At 45.9% G+C, this 15,757-nt stretch carries 15 protein-coding genes and 1 pseudogene; 13 read left to right on the top strand and 3 right to left on the bottom strand.

Translation table 11 applies throughout. The features are described from left to right. The first annotated feature begins 178 nt into the window (after positions 1-178). Positions 179-763 (top strand): Tll0287-like domain-containing protein, encoded by a 585-nt coding sequence (locus EP181_RS01290; RefSeq protein ID WP_127470053.1) that lies wholly within the window; start codon positions 179-181, stop codon positions 761-763. 158 nt (positions 764-921) lie between these two features. Here EP181_RS01290 and EP181_RS01285 read toward each other — a convergent pair whose 3' ends face one another. Together EP181_RS01285 and EP181_RS01280 are read right to left on the bottom strand one after the other, a co-directional pair. Further along, entirely contained in the window at positions 922-2,175 is a 1,254-nt protein-coding gene (locus tag EP181_RS01285; protein ID WP_127470052.1) for a multifunctional CCA addition/repair protein, read from the bottom strand. Positions 2,176-2,425: 250 nt separating this feature from the next. Continuing rightward, positions 2,426-3,394 carry an NAD(P)H-binding protein gene (locus EP181_RS01280; protein WP_127470051.1) on the bottom strand — a complete coding sequence of 323 codons (969 nt, stop codon included), beginning with the start codon at positions 3,392-3,394 and terminating at the stop codon, positions 2,426-2,428. A gap of 174 nt (positions 3,395-3,568) precedes the next feature. On the opposite strand from EP181_RS01280, the gene EP181_RS01275 reads away from it, so the two are divergent. The 11 genes and pseudogenes from EP181_RS01275 (at position 3,569) to EP181_RS01235 (ending at position 14,046) form a co-directional block, all read left to right on the top strand. After that, positions 3,569-3,865 (top strand): YcgL domain-containing protein, encoded by a 297-nt coding sequence (locus tag EP181_RS01275; RefSeq protein ID WP_232023472.1) that lies wholly within the window; start codon positions 3,569-3,571, stop codon positions 3,863-3,865. Positions 3,866-3,974: 109 nt separating this feature from the next. Further along, positions 3,975-4,583 (top strand): superoxide dismutase, encoded by a 609-nt coding sequence (locus EP181_RS01270; RefSeq protein WP_127470049.1) that lies wholly within the window; start codon positions 3,975-3,977, stop codon positions 4,581-4,583. 124 nt (positions 4,584-4,707) lie between these two features. Continuing rightward, positions 4,708-5,262, top strand: coding sequence for a thioredoxin family protein (locus EP181_RS01265; RefSeq protein WP_127470048.1), 555 nt, complete (start codon positions 4,708-4,710; stop codon positions 5,260-5,262). Positions 5,263-5,267: 5 nt separating this feature from the next. After that, positions 5,268-6,488, top strand: a complete 1,221-nt coding sequence (locus tag EP181_RS01260) for a glycerate kinase (RefSeq protein ID WP_127470047.1) — start codon at positions 5,268-5,270, stop codon at positions 6,486-6,488. Between the two features lie 494 nt (positions 6,489-6,982). Beyond that, on the top strand, positions 6,983-7,171 hold the full coding sequence (locus EP181_RS12835) for a DUF4160 domain-containing protein (protein ID WP_197723386.1): 189 nt from the start codon (positions 6,983-6,985) through the stop codon (positions 7,169-7,171). Continuing rightward, complete coding sequence (locus tag EP181_RS01250) at positions 7,152-7,394, top strand: DUF2442 domain-containing protein (RefSeq protein ID WP_127470046.1); 243 nt, start codon at positions 7,152-7,154, stop codon at positions 7,392-7,394. Before EP181_RS12835 ends, EP181_RS01250 begins: the two co-directional genes overlap by 20 nt. Before the next feature lie 39 nt (positions 7,395-7,433). Continuing rightward, a pseudogene (locus EP181_RS12000) lies at positions 7,434-9,169 on the top strand (DNA methyltransferase); the annotation flags it as partial. 183 nt (positions 9,170-9,352) lie between these two features. Further along, entirely contained in the window at positions 9,353-10,189 is an 837-nt protein-coding gene (locus tag EP181_RS12830; RefSeq protein ID WP_420824413.1) for a type IIL restriction-modification enzyme MmeI, read from the top strand. A 385-nt stretch (positions 10,190-10,574) separates the two neighbouring features. Beyond that, on the top strand, positions 10,575-10,730 hold the full coding sequence (locus EP181_RS11850) for a hypothetical protein (RefSeq protein WP_172959657.1): 156 nt from the start codon (positions 10,575-10,577) through the stop codon (positions 10,728-10,730). 437 nt (positions 10,731-11,167) lie between these two features. Next, positions 11,168-12,199 carry a cache domain-containing protein gene (locus EP181_RS01240; protein ID WP_127470045.1) on the top strand — a complete coding sequence of 344 codons (1,032 nt, stop codon included), beginning with the start codon at positions 11,168-11,170 and terminating at the stop codon, positions 12,197-12,199. Positions 12,200-12,348: 149 nt separating this feature from the next. Beyond that, a complete protein-coding gene (locus EP181_RS01235; RefSeq protein WP_232023552.1) occupies positions 12,349-14,046 on the top strand; it encodes a methyl-accepting chemotaxis protein in 1,698 nt (565 codons plus the stop codon). Positions 14,047-14,120: 74 nt separating this feature from the next. On the opposite strand, the gene EP181_RS01230 is transcribed toward EP181_RS01235, so the two are convergent. Then, positions 14,121-14,735: a DUF3429 domain-containing protein gene (locus tag EP181_RS01230; RefSeq protein WP_172959656.1), complete on the bottom strand. Its 615-nt coding sequence runs from the start codon at positions 14,733-14,735 to the stop codon at positions 14,121-14,123. A 163-nt stretch (positions 14,736-14,898) separates the two neighbouring features. Between EP181_RS01230 and EP181_RS01225 the strand changes: the two genes are divergently transcribed. Next, on the top strand, positions 14,899-15,657 hold the full coding sequence (locus EP181_RS01225; RefSeq protein ID WP_127470042.1) for a hypothetical protein: 759 nt from the start codon (positions 14,899-14,901) through the stop codon (positions 15,655-15,657). Positions 15,658-15,757 lie beyond the last annotated feature (100 nt).

Genomic DNA, 15,757 nt, shown 5'->3' with positions numbered 1-15,757 from the left:
TGGCCGCAAACCATTTATATTTAAGGCAAATGGGCTTATTTGCACACCCCAAAAACCTTGTAATTTTTAGTGTTGTTTAAACTGAAAGCAGATGTTATATTTACGAAGTATAAAATAATCTTATATAAGCATAAGCAAAAATAAGATTTAATAAAAATTTATTATTAAGGAAATAACCATGAACAAGACTCTATTATTAAGCGCCGCATTGGTCCTGCCATTAACGTTAAGCGCAACGGCGTTTGCCAGCACCGATCCAATCACCGACCCAAAATTGGCCGAAGCACGCGCAATTGCTGGCGAGTTTGGTAAGACGTTACAACCCGCGCTGGGCAAAGCCATGAAAGAAGGCGGCCCGGTGCATGCGGTAGGCATGTGTCACGAAGTCGCGCCTAAAATTGCCGCCGACTTAAGCCAAAGCAGTGGTTGGAACGTAAACCGCGTCAGCTTAAAACCACGCGGCGCTACGGCGACTCCTGACGCGTGGGAAACCAAAACCATGCAGTGGTTTGACCAAGAATTGGCAGCGGGCAAAGACGTAAAAACCTTAGAAAAATTTGAAATTGTCAAAGTAGACGGCCAAGACACTTACCGTTACATGAAAGCCGTTGGCACCGCCGAAGTGTGCTTAACCTGCCACGGCACCGCGATACCTGCGGCGGTTAAACAAAAAATTACTGAACATTATCCTACTGATAAAGCCGTTGACTACCAGTTAGGGCAAATTCGTGGTGCGTTTAGCTTTAAGCAAACTAAGCTGTAATTAGAAGCCTTAAAAAGCTTTTAAAACCTTTTAAAAGCCGCGTTAATCCAACTGGGTTAACGCGGCTTTTTTGTGTTTAAAATTGCAAACCAAAAATCAGGTTGACCAGGCCTGGTCAAAGCGTTAAAAACATTAATAACGTTATTAACGCGCATAAATTAAGCGGTTATCGCGCTCATGTATTCGTGCGCCAATTGCAACTGCTTGGCGTCAATCGCCTCACCAATGGCCGCACCACTCAAGCCTTGGGCTAAAATTTCTTGATTGTTCAGCTGGCTTACCGCCGCCAACACCCCCAACCAAAACGCGGTGGGTTTGTAGTCAATGTGTTCAAACCCAGTACGCCCTTTGGCATCGGCCTCACACGCTAAGAGTATCTTGTTAAAGCCTTCGGGGTCTTTTAACGCCCCACAACCTTTAAGCACTTTTAAAACCGTTTTGGCTTTTAAATAGGGCGCACCTTGTTGGTCCAGTGCAGTGTGAATAATTCCATGCCATAAGGTGACTTTTTCGGCAAAACTTTGCATTTTTTTAGGCACGCGATAGCGTTCGCATAAGGCGCTTACCAAGGGCACGCCGGCGGCTTCATGACCGTGATGCTTTGGCCAAAGCGCCTCGGGCGTAACACCCTTACCTAAATCGTGCATAAGCGCACCAAACCGCACTTCTAAGCTATCGCTTAACGCGCAAGCGGCATCCAACACCATTAACGTGTGCACGCCCGCATCGCCCTCGGGGTGATGTTGGGGCGGTTGCGGCACTGCAAACAAACGCTCAAGCTCCGGAAACAACACCGCCAGCGCCCCGACCTGACGTAACACGCTAAAAAACACACTGGGTTTATCGCAACTTAAGGCTTTTACCACCTCTTGCCAGACGCGTTCGGGGGTTAAATGCGCCAGTTCGCAGCTTTGTACCATGGCCTGCATTAACGCCAAGGTATCGGGATGAATCGTAAAACCAAACGGCTGTAATTTAGCGGCAAAACGCGCTACTCGTAATACTCTCAACGGATCTTCGCTAAAGGCGGCCGACACATGGCGCAACACCCGCTGGGTTAAATCGGCCTGGCCGCCGTACGGGTCAATAATGTGACCCTGCGCGTCTTGCGCCATGGCGTTTATGGTTAAGTCGCGGCGTTGCAAATCTTCTTCTAACGTGACATTGGGCGAGGCGGCTATGTCAAAACCATGATACCCCACCCCCGATTTACGTTCGGTACGCGCCAAAGCATATTCTTCACGGCTTTTAGGGTGCAAAAAAACCGGAAAATCTTTGCCCACCTGCACAAACCCTTGAGCCAACATCTGCTCTGGGGTTGAGCCCACTACCACCCAGTCACGGTCGTAAACAGCTACTCCCAACAGAGCATCCCGCACTGCGCCACCGACTAAATACACTTGTTGATTCATTGCGTTGCCTCCAGATACAACAAAAAAGCCGTCTAAAAAGACGGCTTTTAAACAGACACGTTACGCGTTACGCGCAATAAAAAACGCTACGAGACCTTTGCACGAGTGGGGTACGAGAAAAAAATGCGAAAAATTTTACCTGATTGAGGCGGGAAACGGAGTGAATAGCTGGCTATTCACAAGTTTTCTAACGAAAAGCAGGGGAAATTTAACCATTTTTGGCCGTACATCCACTCGTGCAGAGGTCTCGCTATACTAATTCGCGCGAATTGCGCCCGGCTTCTCTGCGGTAAAAATTATACCGCTCTCTAATGTGATGCACCGTCGCGTAGCTGGCAATAACCCACTCTAAACTGCTGGGCATAAAGCCAAAGCGCGTGGCAAAATCTTGATCGGTGTCGCTGTCTTCTTTTAAGGTTAACAACTGCTGCGCACTAACCGACGCAAACGGCGCTAACGCCCCCAAAAACACCATAAACTTGGCGTTTAACCGGCACATTGGAAACACAATAGCGGTTTTTTGTTTGATTTCGGCCACCAACTCGCCCAGCTCTTTCACGCTTAAACGCTCTTCGCCGGCCACTTCAATTTTTTGGTTAAACAACGCTTTTTGTGGAATGGCTTGCACAAAAGCTTGGGCAAAATCTTTAACCCATAACGGCTGCACAACGGTGTCGGCATTGGCCACCATTAATAACGCCATGCGGTCTAACTGTTTAATAAACGCACTGGTCACGCCGTCGTTTGGCCCAATTAATAAACCCGCGCGCAATACGGTGACATCGGCTTTTACCACGCCCATCATTAAGCCATCGGCTTCGCCCAAATGGCGCAACCAATCGTTGTCACCCTTGGTTGACGACGCGCCAATGAGTGACAAACTCAACACGCGCTTAACGCCCATGTGTTCGGCAGCGGCCTTAAGTTTTTGCGCTACACCGACCAAATCAGCCTCTTCCACCTTTTCGGTACCGGTTAAACGGTCGGCGGTTAGGTTAACCATAATGTCGGCGTGTTGCAAGGTGGCGTACAACTCATCGGCTTTATCGTAACCACTTAACGCCACCACCTTGGTATTAGGAAACAGCGCAAACTCACGAAAGCGCTCGGGTCTGCGCACCACCAAAGTGACCACATAACCGGCTTTAGACAGCGCATTAACCACTTCACGGCCAACAAATCCCGACCCACCAAACACTGTAACGTTGTTTCCTAACATGGCGCTAAAATCCAATTGTGTTATTCAAAGCCCATAAGAATAAGTAAATGACCAGGCCTGGTCAAGTTTTTCAAACGCTTAGGCGTTAAATTTAGCGCGTTAGCATTTATGGGGCGACGGTTTTTTTTGATACAATGCAGTTCATTTTTTGCTGTTTTAAAAAGAGATCACCGCGTGAACCCCATTACCGTATCCAGTTATAAAAGTCCTAAAAAAGATCAACTGTTTTTATTTGTGCCGCAAAGCGATGGCTTAACCAAGCTGCCCAAAGAGTTGCTGGTGATGTTTGGTGAACCCAAGCACGTAATTGATTTTGACCTTAGCCTAGAGCGTAAAATGCCGCGTGGCGACGCCGACACAATTTTGGCCGCCCTGCACAGCAAAGGTTATTTTATGCAAATGCCGCCCAATGAAATCGAAAAAGCCGGCAATATGGCACCTCCACCCGAGCGCTTAGACAACATTTGTTAACAAACGCTGTAATACCCTATTAAAACACTCAACTATTTACAATTTACCCATAGTGAATACAATAGAACCCTATTCATCCTTTAACGACTCTTTTAAATAGGAATTTATCATGGCCTTTACGCTACCCGCTCTACCTTACGATTACAACGCTTTAGAAGTGTCTATTGACGCTCGCACCATGGAAATTCACCACACCAAACACCACCAAGCCTACATCACCAACGTCAATAACGCGATTGCCGGCACCGAGCTAGAAGACAAAACCATCGAACAACTTTGCGCCGTGGCCGGCACCTTAGCGCCCGCTGTCCGTAACAACGGCGGCGGACACTACAACCACTCATTTTTTTGGGACATTATGACCGGCGACAGCATGGGCGCGCCCACTGGTGCGTTGGCCGACGACATTAACGCCACCTTTGGCGGCTTTGACGCCATGAAAGAAAAATTTAACACTGCCGGCGCAACCCGTTTTGGTTCTGGCTGGGCATGGTTAAGCGTGGCCGCCGACGGCGCGTTGCAAATTTCATCTACTCCAAACCAAGACAACCCATTAATGGATTGCGCCGATGTAAAAGGCACGCCCATTTTAGGGTTAGACGTGTGGGAACACGCCTACTACCTACGTTACCAAAACTTACGCCCAGCCTACATGCAGGCCTGGTGGGACGTGGTTAACTGGAACAAAGTGTCTGAACTGTATTCAGCCGCAAAGTAAACTTCATACCACGCTAAACTTAATGTAACGATGGTAAGACGCATCTAACCCTGCTCATAATACAGCAGGGTTTTTTTTGATTATTTTTTTAGCCTTGAGACCTTTACGCAACCAGGATTTTATTATGGCCAGTTTAACCACCCCCATTTGTGACTTTAACCAACCCGCGCCCCAATTTAATCTATTGGGTGTAGACGGCCAATACTGGACGCTTGACAAAGCGCGCGGCCAAAATGGTCTATTAATTATGTTTATAAGCAACCATTGCCCGTACGTAAAGGCGATACACGCACGCTTAGTGCAAGACACACAAATTTTGCGCGACCAATTTGGCATTAACAGCTTAGCCATCATGTCCAACGACACCACCCAATACCCCGAAGACGCCTACGAAAACATGCAAACCGTCGCTCAAAATTGGCAATTTCCGTTTGCCTATGTCATTGACCCCACGCAAGAGACAGCCAAAGCCTATGGCGCAGTGTGCACGCCCGACTTTTTTGGCTACAACGCCCAATTGCAACTGCAATACCGCGGCCGCTTAGACGAATCACGCAAAGAAACCGCGCCCCAAGGCGTACGCCGTGACCTATTAGAAGCCCTAAAACAAGTTGCCCAAACCGGACAAGGCCCGCAAGAGCAAATTCCGAGCATGGGTTGTTCGATAAAATGGCGTTAACGCACATGACACAGCCACCGCAAAACCAAGCCCATGCGCCGACGTTTTTAATTGCCCCCGACAGCTTTAAAGGCTCGTTAAGCGCCACCGAGTTTTGCGCCATTGCCCAACGCGTTATTAAAGACCGATTGCCCAATGCCACCGTCATAAGCCGTCCCATGTCGGACGGTGGCGAAGGTTTTGTAGACGCTTTTTTAGCCGCCAACGTAACACAGCCCTTTGAAACCTACAGCCCTCATAGTCTGTGGGTCGCCAATCCGTTGGGACGTAAAGTCAAAGCCCGCTTTGCCTGGGCGCCGCACACTCAAACCGCCATTATCGAGATGGCACAAGCCTCGGGACTCACCAAACTGCGCCCGCCCGAACTTAACCCCATGCAAACCCACACCTACGGCACAGGGCAACTGATTAACGCCGCGCTTAACTTAGGTGCCAAAAAAATTGTCCTTGGCCTAGGCGGCTCAGCCACCAACGACGGCGGTGCGGCCGCGCTGCAAGCCCTAGGCATCGAGCTTTTCGACATAAAAGGCCAGCCCATTGGCCTGGGCGCACAAGCGTTGCGTCAACTGCACCGCATTGGCGATATTCCCGCGCACTTAACCCACATTGACTGGCTCATCGCCTGCGACGTCACCAATCCGCTCTTGGGTCAACACGGCGCTACCCGCGTATTTGCGCCCCAAAAAGGCGCGCAACCGCAACAAATGGACGCCCTTGAACACGCCCTAAGCCACTTTGCCGACTGCATACAAACCAAAACCGGCGTGGCCACTCACGACTTAGCGGGCGCAGGTGCCGCCGGAGGCATGGCCGCCGGATTTATGGGTTTGCTAAACGCCCGCATGCAACCGGGGTTTGAGGTACTCAACCAAACCCTAAACCTAAACGCCCTGTTTGCCCAACACCGCATTGATTACCTCATTACCGGCGAAGGCAAAATAGACACCCAAACCCAATACGGCAAACTGCCTTTGCGCCTAGCCCAACTGGCCAAAGCCCACAGCCCCGCCCCCATCACCATTGGTGTATGCGGCGCGATTGACTTGAGCGCCCACTCAAGCACCCACGCACCAACCAATCCACTCAGCGCATTTGACGCCCTGTTTAGCATCACCCCACAACCCATTGACCTGATTAGCGCCCTACAAAACGCCCCCATCAATTTACAAAACACCCTGCACGCCATCGTAAACCTGCTGGCATTAAGCACACAAAAACCCAGCTAACCAGGCCTGGTCATTACCATTAAACACCACAAAAGCCCCGTCATTGCCGGCTTAACCCGTAATCTATTGCGGTTACGGCGCACGGGGTAGACGGTAGAGAGTAGATGCCGTATCGTGGCACGGCATGACGGTAATCGCTACGCGCTAAATACATTGAGACCTTTGCACGAGTGGATGTACGGCCAAAAATGGTTAAAATTTTCCTGCTTTTCGTTGGAAAACTTGTGAATAGCCAGCTATTCACTGCGTTTCCCGCCTTAATCAGGACAATTTTTTACCCTCAAGGGGTACTTACGCCTATTTTTTTCTCGCACCCCACTCGTGCAAAGGTCTCATTAAACAAAGTTACCAGGCCTGGTTAACGTGATAAACAGCCTTAAATTGTTTACAATGTGGCATTGCGTTTTAATACGTGCATTCACTCATCAAAAAGTCTCTTAAAGGACGGTTAATGCCAACACTGCTTAATTACGAAGGTTTAAAATTCTTGTTTTATGCCAACGACCACCCCCCCGGCACATGTCCATATTGTTAAAGAAAATCGATGGGCAAAAATAGATTTGCAAACGCTACAAGTGATTTACTCAACCTTAAATTCAAAAGAGCTCAAAAAGGCCTTAGAATTAACCAAACAACATCAAACCCAATTCAAGGAGAAATGGAATGAATGGTTTAGCCGGTAAAGCCGTACATGTAGACGACCAATTTTTACATGTCGATTTAATAGATGGTCGGCGTATCTCTACGCCACTAAGTTGGTATCCAACGCTTGAAAAAGCCAGTATTGCACAAATTAAAACGTACACGCTTATCTGCGATGCCACAGGAATAGAGTGGGAATCTTTAGACTACCACCTAAGCATCGAAGCCATGTTAAACATAAATTTAGACAACAAAGCCGCCTAATACCACACCCTTCATCTTCTCATAAATCAAAGCCATCCCATGCCCTTATCGTTTCAAGACATTAAAAACCACGCCCATCAATTTGTAATGGACTACACCCAAGCCGTTAAAGAAAACGCCGAAAGCCAAAGTTTTTTAAACGACTTTTTTGCCATTTTTGGTGTAAACCGCAAGCGCGTGGCCAGTTTTGAACAACCCGTTAAAACCGACGAAAAAGGCACCAAGCGCATCGACCTCTTTTGGCCAGGCGTGTTGTTGGTCGAGATGAAATCGACCGGGCAAAGTTTAAGCAACGCCTACCAACAAGGTGTGGGCTACTTTAAAGGGCTTAAAGACCAAGATTTGCCGCGCTATATTATGGTGTGTGACCTCAACACCTTTAAACTTTACGACCTAGAAGGCCGCACCGACTACACCTTTGCCTTAGACCAACTGCCCGACAACCTGCACCTGTTTGACTTTATGCAAGGCAAAGCCGTGCAAGACATCAGCGAGGTAGAACTTAATATCAAAGCCGCCGACCTGTTAGGCGATTTGCACGATGCGTTAGAACAAAGCGGTTTTAGCGGCCACGACCTGCAAGTGTTTATGGTGCGCGTGCTGTTTTGTCTGTTTGCCGAAGACACCGGCGTGTTTAACCGCCACCAATTTACCCAATATTTGCTCAAGTTTACCTGCGATACCGGTAACGACACCGAAATGCACCTACAACGCCTGTTTCAAGTGCTGGACCAAGCCCCCGACCAACGCAATAAAAACCTGATGCCCGAGTTGCAAGCCTTTCCGTATGTAAACGGACACCTGTTTAAAGAGCGCATTGATATGCCGTTTTTTACCAGCCAAATGCGCAACACCTTAATTGAATGCTGTTTGTTTAATTGGCGCGACATCAGCCCCGCCATTTTTGGCAGTTTGTTTCAGAGTATTATGGATAAAACTGCACGGCGCAATTTGGGCGCACATTACACCAGTGAAGCCAATATTTTAAAAACGATTGAACCGCTGTTTTTAACACGCTTAAAAACCCAGTTGAATGACGCGCTAAAACTTAAAAGCGACAAAGCCCGCAACCAAAAACTGCAAGCACTGACCACACAAATTCGCCACCTGACTTTTTTAGACCCCGCCTGTGGCTGTGGCAACTTTTTGATTATTACTTACCGAGAATTGCGCCGCCTAGAACTGCAAATACTCCACGTCCAACGCACCGATCAAAGCCAAGGGCATATTGAGTTAGAGATTCAACCCGCCATCCCTTTAAATAATTTTATGGCATTGAGATTGACGAATGGCCGGCCCGCATTGCCGAGGTGGCGATGTGGCTAACGCAACACCAAATGAACGTGGAGTTTGCCAAGGTGTTTGGTTTTGAACCCGATTTATTGCCGCTCAAAGAACACGCCCAAATTCATCATGCCAATGCGTTGGAACTGGATTGGGCGCAGGTGATTGAAGCGCAAAAGCTGGATTATTTAATTGGCAATCCGCCGTTTGTGGGTAAAAATTTTCGCTCAAAAGCACAAGAAGCCAGTCAAGAATGTGTATTTAAAGGCATTGTTAAAAGCTGGAAGTCGCTCGATTTTGTCACCAGCTGGTTTATGAAGGCCGCTCAATTTACCCAAGGCACACACGCCCAATGCGCTTTGGTTTCCACTAATTCCATTACCATGGGCGAACAAGTGGCCACCCTTTGGCAACCGCTGTTAGACATGGGCATTCACCTTAACTTTGCCCACCGCACTTTTCAATGGCACAACGAAGCCCACGGCAAAGCCGCCGTGCATTGTGTCATTATCGGCTTTTGCCACACCAACCTGCCCAATAAAATTATTTATGACTACCCAGACATACAAGGCGAACCGCTTGAAATTGCGGTCAATAACATTAACCCCTATTTGATTGATGCGCCCAATGTAGTGATAGACAATCGCAGTAAACCTATTAGTAAAGTAACGCCAATGGTGTATGGCAATAAACCAGTAGATGGCGGATTTTTGTTTTTAACTCCGCAAGAAAGGCAAGAGTTGCTGCAAAAACAACCAGGCCTGGTTGAATTTATCAAGAAAATTCTAGGCGCTGATGAGTTTTTAAATAACGGTGAACGCTATTGTTTATGGTTAGCCGACGCCAGCACCAAGCAACTGCGTGACCTCATGCAAATCCCCGAAATTAAAACCCGGATTGAAGGCGTGAAAACCATGCGTTTGGCAAGTACCAAAGCCAAAACTCAAGAATCTGCCAATAAATCATGGCTATTTGATGAAATTCGCCAACCCAAAACGGGCAGTTATATTCTTGTACCCAGAGTTTCCTCTGAGCGCCGTGAATATGTGCCTATGGCATTTTTAACATCAGATACCATCACAACCGACCGCAATCAAATGATTCCCAATGCCACGCTTTATGAGTTTGGCATTCTCAATTCCAAAATGCATTACGACTGGATGAGCGTGGTGACGGGTAGATTAGAAAGTCGATTTAATTATTCCGCCAAACTAGTTTACAACAACTTCCCTTGGCCAGATGTCACGCTCGAACAAACCGCCCACATTGAAAAACTCGCCCAAACCATTTTGGATGCGCGTGCCGAAGAATTTACCCAAGACCCCAACACCAGCCTGGCCGACCTTTACGACCCCAATCTCATGCCTAGCACTTTACGCAAAGCCCACCAAACCCTCGACAAAGCGGTCGATAAACTCTATTCCAGCAACGGCTTCAAAACCCCACTCGAACGAGTCAACCACCTGTTTCAACGCTATGCTCAACTAAGTGGTTCGGTAAATAAAAAATGAAACTGTTAACGTTTTCTAATTCTGAATTTATTTTTACTTTGACCTTTCAAGACCACACCATCAAAACTGTAATGGTCAAATGAATCTGTAGGGTTTCATAGCCTATAATTACCGCAAACGATGTTGAAAACCCTGTTCAATAACTTAGAATCAGCCGTTTTAAGATAACCAGGCCTGGTCATTATTAAACCCCACACAACCTCGTCATTGCGGGCTTGACCCGCAATCTATTGCCAATACGGCGTTAGATGCCGTGTCGTGGCACGGCATGACGATCATCTTCCACAGCAAACAAACTCACCAGGCCTGGTCACTACCAACAACTCCATCGTCATTGCGGGCTTGACCCGCAATCTATTGCCAATACGGCGTTAGATGCCGTGTCGTGGCACGGCATGACGGTAATCGTGGCGCGGTAAACAAACTGGCCTGGTTGATGCTTGCAATACTCGCATTGCGTTTACCGCTTGGGCATAATCCAGTGCGTGCCGGTGGGTTTGTTTATTATTTGAGACCTTTGCACGAGTCAATGCACGAATAAAAATGGTTAAAATTCATCTGATTTTTGTTGAAAATCTTGTGAATAGCCAGCTATTCACTGCGTTTTCCGCCTCAATCAGGTGAATTTTTCCTCATTTTTCTTTCGCACCTGACTCGTGCAAAGGTCTCATTTAATTAATTTTTGTTAAATTTAAATGGAAATTATGTAATTTATGCCTATCATTAACGTACATAAACTCAACCATAGGCTTATTTTTAGATGTTTATTCGCGTTACCTTGTAGGACTTCGTTGATAATTATGTAAACTACCAAGCTAAAAACTACGCTCTATTAGGCATTGAGTAAAGTTCACCAAATTCAGTAAATTCAGCCAGGTTGACAATCGGTTTTTGCACTAAAAAACCGTTGTGATACGCACCCAATAAAACCATTCATTAGTGCAATAAAACAAATACAGATAAATATCGGGAATAAACATGAGTGCAAATTTAAGAGCCACCGCAAAAATCAACGAACACGGCGTTATCTTATCGGTTAATAAAGACTATTTAGACCTGCTTGGGTATCGCACAGACAATGACATGGTTGAGCATAAAATTGGTGAATTTCGCTCACGAAACTTTCCTTCGGCGATTCAAGACGATATTGTGCGCATCATCAGCTCAAACCATCCGTACACTGGCTTTACAATTGAAACGATGGCCAACGGCCAGGACATTTACCTTGCCATGACCCTTATTCCGCTAGGCACGGCCGGTCAATACAAAGGCTATACCGCCATAAAGCGCGCCCTTACTCCGGTAGAAGTAACCGACATTAAAACCCGAATGGACTCGTTAGCCAAAGGTCATTCTGTTATTAACAATGGCGTTATTAAAAACAAATTTTACATGCGCACGTTTGGCAATGTGTTTAAGCTAAAAAGCTTGCCCATGATGATTGCTGTCGCGGTTATAACGACCGGTTCTATTCTTGCCGGCGCTTATGTGTACGAGCAAACTCAAACAGCGCTTGTTAAAAAGTCATCTTTAATGACCTACGCCAACGCGGCCAACACTCAAATTGACGGCATGATTGCGCAAAAAGAAGTGATTGGTGAAACCAATTTAGTGGGCATTACTAAATCCTCTGAATTAAAAACAGCCATTAAAACCTTAGACACAGCCACCTTAATTAAAGAATTAAGCGGGGTTTCTGCGCACTACCGAGAAAGCAGTGATTTAAAAAATGTCGTTGTGCAACTTTATGATCCACAAGGTAATTCAATTTATCGCTCTTGGGTTCAAGACCACGAACAAACCGTATCGCCATCAGGCCGCGGTTACGTTAAAGACATGCTTAAAAACAAAACTAAAAAATCCTACTTTGTGTTTGACGAGCAAGGCTTAAGCATCAAATCGCTGGTACCGGTTTTAGATCAAGGGAGTTTTATTGGTCTTGCTGAGATGACGCAACGTTTTCAATCGGTTAAAAAAGAGCTTGAAGCCAATAGTGGTCACTATTTTTAATTGCCATTAAAAACGACTACATCAAACAAGCACCCCCTAAAGTATTTGAAGCCAATAAAGACAACCAAACCATCGGTAAAGATGAACAATTTAGAGTGTGCTCAAGCAAGGAAGCGACAACCTGCAAAATCACGGCTGACCATTTGAAAGTGTTAGCAGACGTTGACATAACGGCGTTGGCGCTTGAGAAAACCATTCACCAAGGCGATTACATTCACACCACATCCGAAATCAAAGACATTCGCGGTGAGATTATTGGCTACTCGGTTACCAGCCTTAATGCATCGACTTATCAAACGTATTTGGATGGAAATTTAGCGGTGGTAAAAAACACCTTTTACAGTGTCATTACCGCGACCTTAATCACGTCTTTGTCTTTGCTGTTTTTAACCTGGCTTTTATTAATTCGTCCTATTGCTCGCATGGAAAAACAGATTCAAGCGGCGGTAGATTCTAGCGATTTATTTGCTCGCGTTGAAAGCGTAGGCAACAATGAAATGGCCGCTCTTGCGCTTGCCTATAACGACCAGGTAAGCAAGTTTCAACAAGCGTTTAATGATGTGTCTTTGTCGCTTAGCAATATTTTAAAAGGCGAGTTAACCACTCGATTAGACCAAGAATACAAAGCCGATTTTAAAGTCATTCAAAACCAACTTAACAGCACCGTAGACGGTCTGCAAAACACTTTTAAACGCATTAACGAAGTGTTAACCGACTTGCGCGAAGGTCAATTTGGCAATACGCATTCAAATGATTTAAAAGGCCAGTACTTTGACATTGTCGAATCGGCTAAAAACACCATGCACGATTTATCGCTGGTGTTTAAAGAGATTGATGACGTTATGTTGCAAGTGTCTAAAGGCGATTTTTCACTTAGAATTGAGTCGCAAACAAAGGGCGATATTAAAAAGCTGTCTAATATTATTAACGACTCGTTGGTGAACCTATCAAAAGGCTTTGATGACGTGGTGATTGCCGCACAACGATTGGCCGAAGGCGATTTTAGAACGCTTATTACCAACCCGTATGAATACAAAATTCTTGAGGCAAAAGAGGCGCTAAACAAAGCCGTAACGGGCCTAAGAGAAATCATTAACCATGTAAAATCGGTTACAAATGATGTTAATGAGGCGGTTGATATTGTTGCCTCTGGCACATTGTCATTAAATGAACGAACCCAAGAACAAGCGGCTTCTTTAGAAGAAACCTCTTCCGCTATGGAGCAAACATCGTCTCAGGTTCAAAGCAATCTTGAATCAACGCAATCGGCTGTTGCCATTGCCGAAAGCCAAGTTATTGTATTAAATGACGCTAACGAAACCATGCATCAAACACAATCTGCTATGCATGATATTCAAACCGCATCGTCGCAAATTCAAAATATAACCAGCTTAATTGACTCTATTGCGTTTCAAACAAACTTGCTGGCTTTAAACGCCGCCGTTGAAGCCGCCAGAGCCGGTGAGCATGGTCGAGGTTTTGCCGTTGTGGCAGGTGAAGTTCGTAACTTAGCGGGCAAATCAGCCGACGCTGCAAAAGAGATTAACCAGTTAACGGTTAAAACATCGCAAGCCATTGAGGGCGGTGTAGAAAAAGTAAACCGCGTTAATTCCTATCTTGAGCAAATTACCGCCGAAACTCAAAAAATGCGCTCGGTGGTTATACAAATTGGACAGTCTTCGCACGAACAAGCCAAAGGCGTTGCTGAAATTAACAAAGCAATTTCAAGCATTGACGATGTAACTCAGCAAAACGCCGCCTTGGTTGAAGAAAATTATGCCACGACAGAGCAAATGAAAAGAGCGACCGAGGAATTAATTATTTCTGTTGAAAAGTTAAAGGTTTAAATTAACGATTTAAGTTAACGCTAAACACTTAACGTTTAACATTTCAGACCTAATAAGACCTTTGCAGTTCGTTTTTAAGCCGTTTTAAAGGCCATTGCAAACATAGACACAATGGCCACACTGCTGGCTTGCCAGCGTAACAACCAAAGCCATGAGTGCGTATCATTGACTCTGGCCCAGACGTAATCAACCGTTAACAATACTGCAAACGCCATGGCTAAGCCCAACCAGCTTAGCCAACTTGACCAGGCCTGTTGAGTTGACACAAACCATAAAAGCAACATAAGCCAAGCCCACAACGCCATAACATTAGAGCTGATAAATAACGCCATAATCGAAAAATTAGATTCGCTAAAATGCTTTGAGTTTTGCTGACGTGTTAGGCTACAAAATTCGGTGTCATCGTCTAATGGCCTAGCATTACTGTGCCATTGCTGCGTTGAACGGTGACTGTAAAAACTCACCGCCAAACCCCAGTGAATCCCCGCAATAAAGCTAATAATTACCACTGTGTAACCCATTAAAGCCGCTTCAATCGAAAACGGCAAAGGCGGCGTTGCCACCACATTTAACGCCCACAACACACCATATAAAAAAGGCAGCGTACCCAAATACGTTAATACGCTCGCCACAATTTGTGGCTGTCGTGACAATGCGGGATCGGGGTCAAATAGAGTTTTGTTTATCATTCTAGGCAACATCTTAATTACTCATTTTTTTCATCGTGTTTCTCCTTTAAAAAAATTATACAATAACCAGCCAAAAACTATACATTTTCAGTGCAAGCGCGGTACAGAAAGACACAATTGTGCTAAAGTAAATGCACAACTACACCAAACCTGGACTTATTTTATGACTCTTTTTACTTACATTGCGACGGCTGATACTGCGACTGCCAAGATTTCTAAGATGGCTAGAGTGGCTAAAATTGCTCTAAGCCTTTTGTTACTATCGCCTTATTCTGTGGCTATGGCTCAAATTGAAATCAGTCAAAGTCTAGAAGGCTTAACCGAGGCTGAAAAAGCCTGGCTATTAGACGATTCTGGCTTAAAGTCGGTTACGGCTCATGTGGCCTCCGAAGGGTTTGCGTGGAGTGACAAAGCCAATAAAGAGAGTTATTGGCTTAAAAACGACCTTAAAATCGACCACAACAGTTTGGCCAGCGGCTGGATTGATTTTTCGCAATGCCACTATCAGCTTGACCCCATTTCTAAAGTCGAGGTGGCTTATAACGCACAGCGCACCCGCAATTTAAACGTTGTTTCGTCACAAGGCATTGAACAGGCCATTACCCAAGAAAACGTGGTGGTGCTGTCTAATGTAAGTCGCGGAGCGCACATTTGCATTAAAGGCCAAAGCCAAACCTTAATTCGCGTAGCCAACGGATTTGCGGTGCAGCGTGGGCCGTATATGCGTAAGTTTTTTGACGGCTATTTTCCCATGATTGTTGAAGAAAATATTTCCTTAACCGCACCCGCTCGCCTTACCACCCACACGCCCACTCATATTACAGGCTTACAAAAACCATCATCGCAACCGCAAACAGCGTATCAATTTACCTATGCGTTTGAAGGCCAACTTAAACCCTACTACGAATTTAGCGAGCCTTAACTTAAAGAGAGGTAAGCTTTTAGGCACTTCTATTAACCTAACTTAACTTAACCAGGCCTACCAGGCCTGGTTAAGTTAAGTTGAAAAACTCAGGTTCGTC

The organism is Thiomicrorhabdus aquaedulcis, assembly GCF_004001325.1.
Lineage (GTDB): Bacteria > Pseudomonadota > Gammaproteobacteria > Thiomicrospirales > Thiomicrospiraceae > Thiomicrorhabdus > Thiomicrorhabdus aquaedulcis.
This window is presented reverse-complemented; position numbering and strand designations above follow the sequence as displayed.

Coding starts and splice junctions, on each gene's coding strand:
- EP181_RS01290 (WP_127470053.1), top strand. CDS start 179: ATGAACAAGACTCTATTATTAAGCGCCGCATTGGTCCTGCCATTAACG.
- EP181_RS01285 (WP_127470052.1), bottom strand. CDS start 2,175: ATGAATCAACAAGTGTATTTAGTCGGTGGCGCAGTGCGGGATGCTCTG.
- EP181_RS01280 (WP_127470051.1), bottom strand. CDS start 3,394: ATGTTAGGAAACAACGTTACAGTGTTTGGTGGGTCGGGATTTGTTGGC.
- EP181_RS01270 (WP_127470049.1), top strand. CDS start 3,975: ATGGCCTTTACGCTACCCGCTCTACCTTACGATTACAACGCTTTAGAA.
- EP181_RS01265 (WP_127470048.1), top strand. CDS start 4,708: ATGGCCAGTTTAACCACCCCCATTTGTGACTTTAACCAACCCGCGCCC.
- EP181_RS01260 (WP_127470047.1), top strand. CDS start 5,268: ATGACACAGCCACCGCAAAACCAAGCCCATGCGCCGACGTTTTTAATT.
- EP181_RS12835 (WP_197723386.1), top strand. CDS start 6,983: ATGCCAACGACCACCCCCCCGGCACATGTCCATATTGTTAAAGAAAAT.
- EP181_RS01250 (WP_127470046.1), top strand. CDS start 7,152: ATGAATGGTTTAGCCGGTAAAGCCGTACATGTAGACGACCAATTTTTA.
- EP181_RS12830 (WP_420824413.1), top strand. CDS start 9,353: ATGGTGTATGGCAATAAACCAGTAGATGGCGGATTTTTGTTTTTAACT.
- EP181_RS01240 (WP_127470045.1), top strand. CDS start 11,168: ATGAGTGCAAATTTAAGAGCCACCGCAAAAATCAACGAACACGGCGTT.
- EP181_RS01230 (WP_172959656.1), bottom strand. CDS start 14,735: ATGATAAACAAAACTCTATTTGACCCCGATCCCGCATTGTCACGACAG.
- EP181_RS01225 (WP_127470042.1), top strand. CDS start 14,899: ATGACTCTTTTTACTTACATTGCGACGGCTGATACTGCGACTGCCAAG.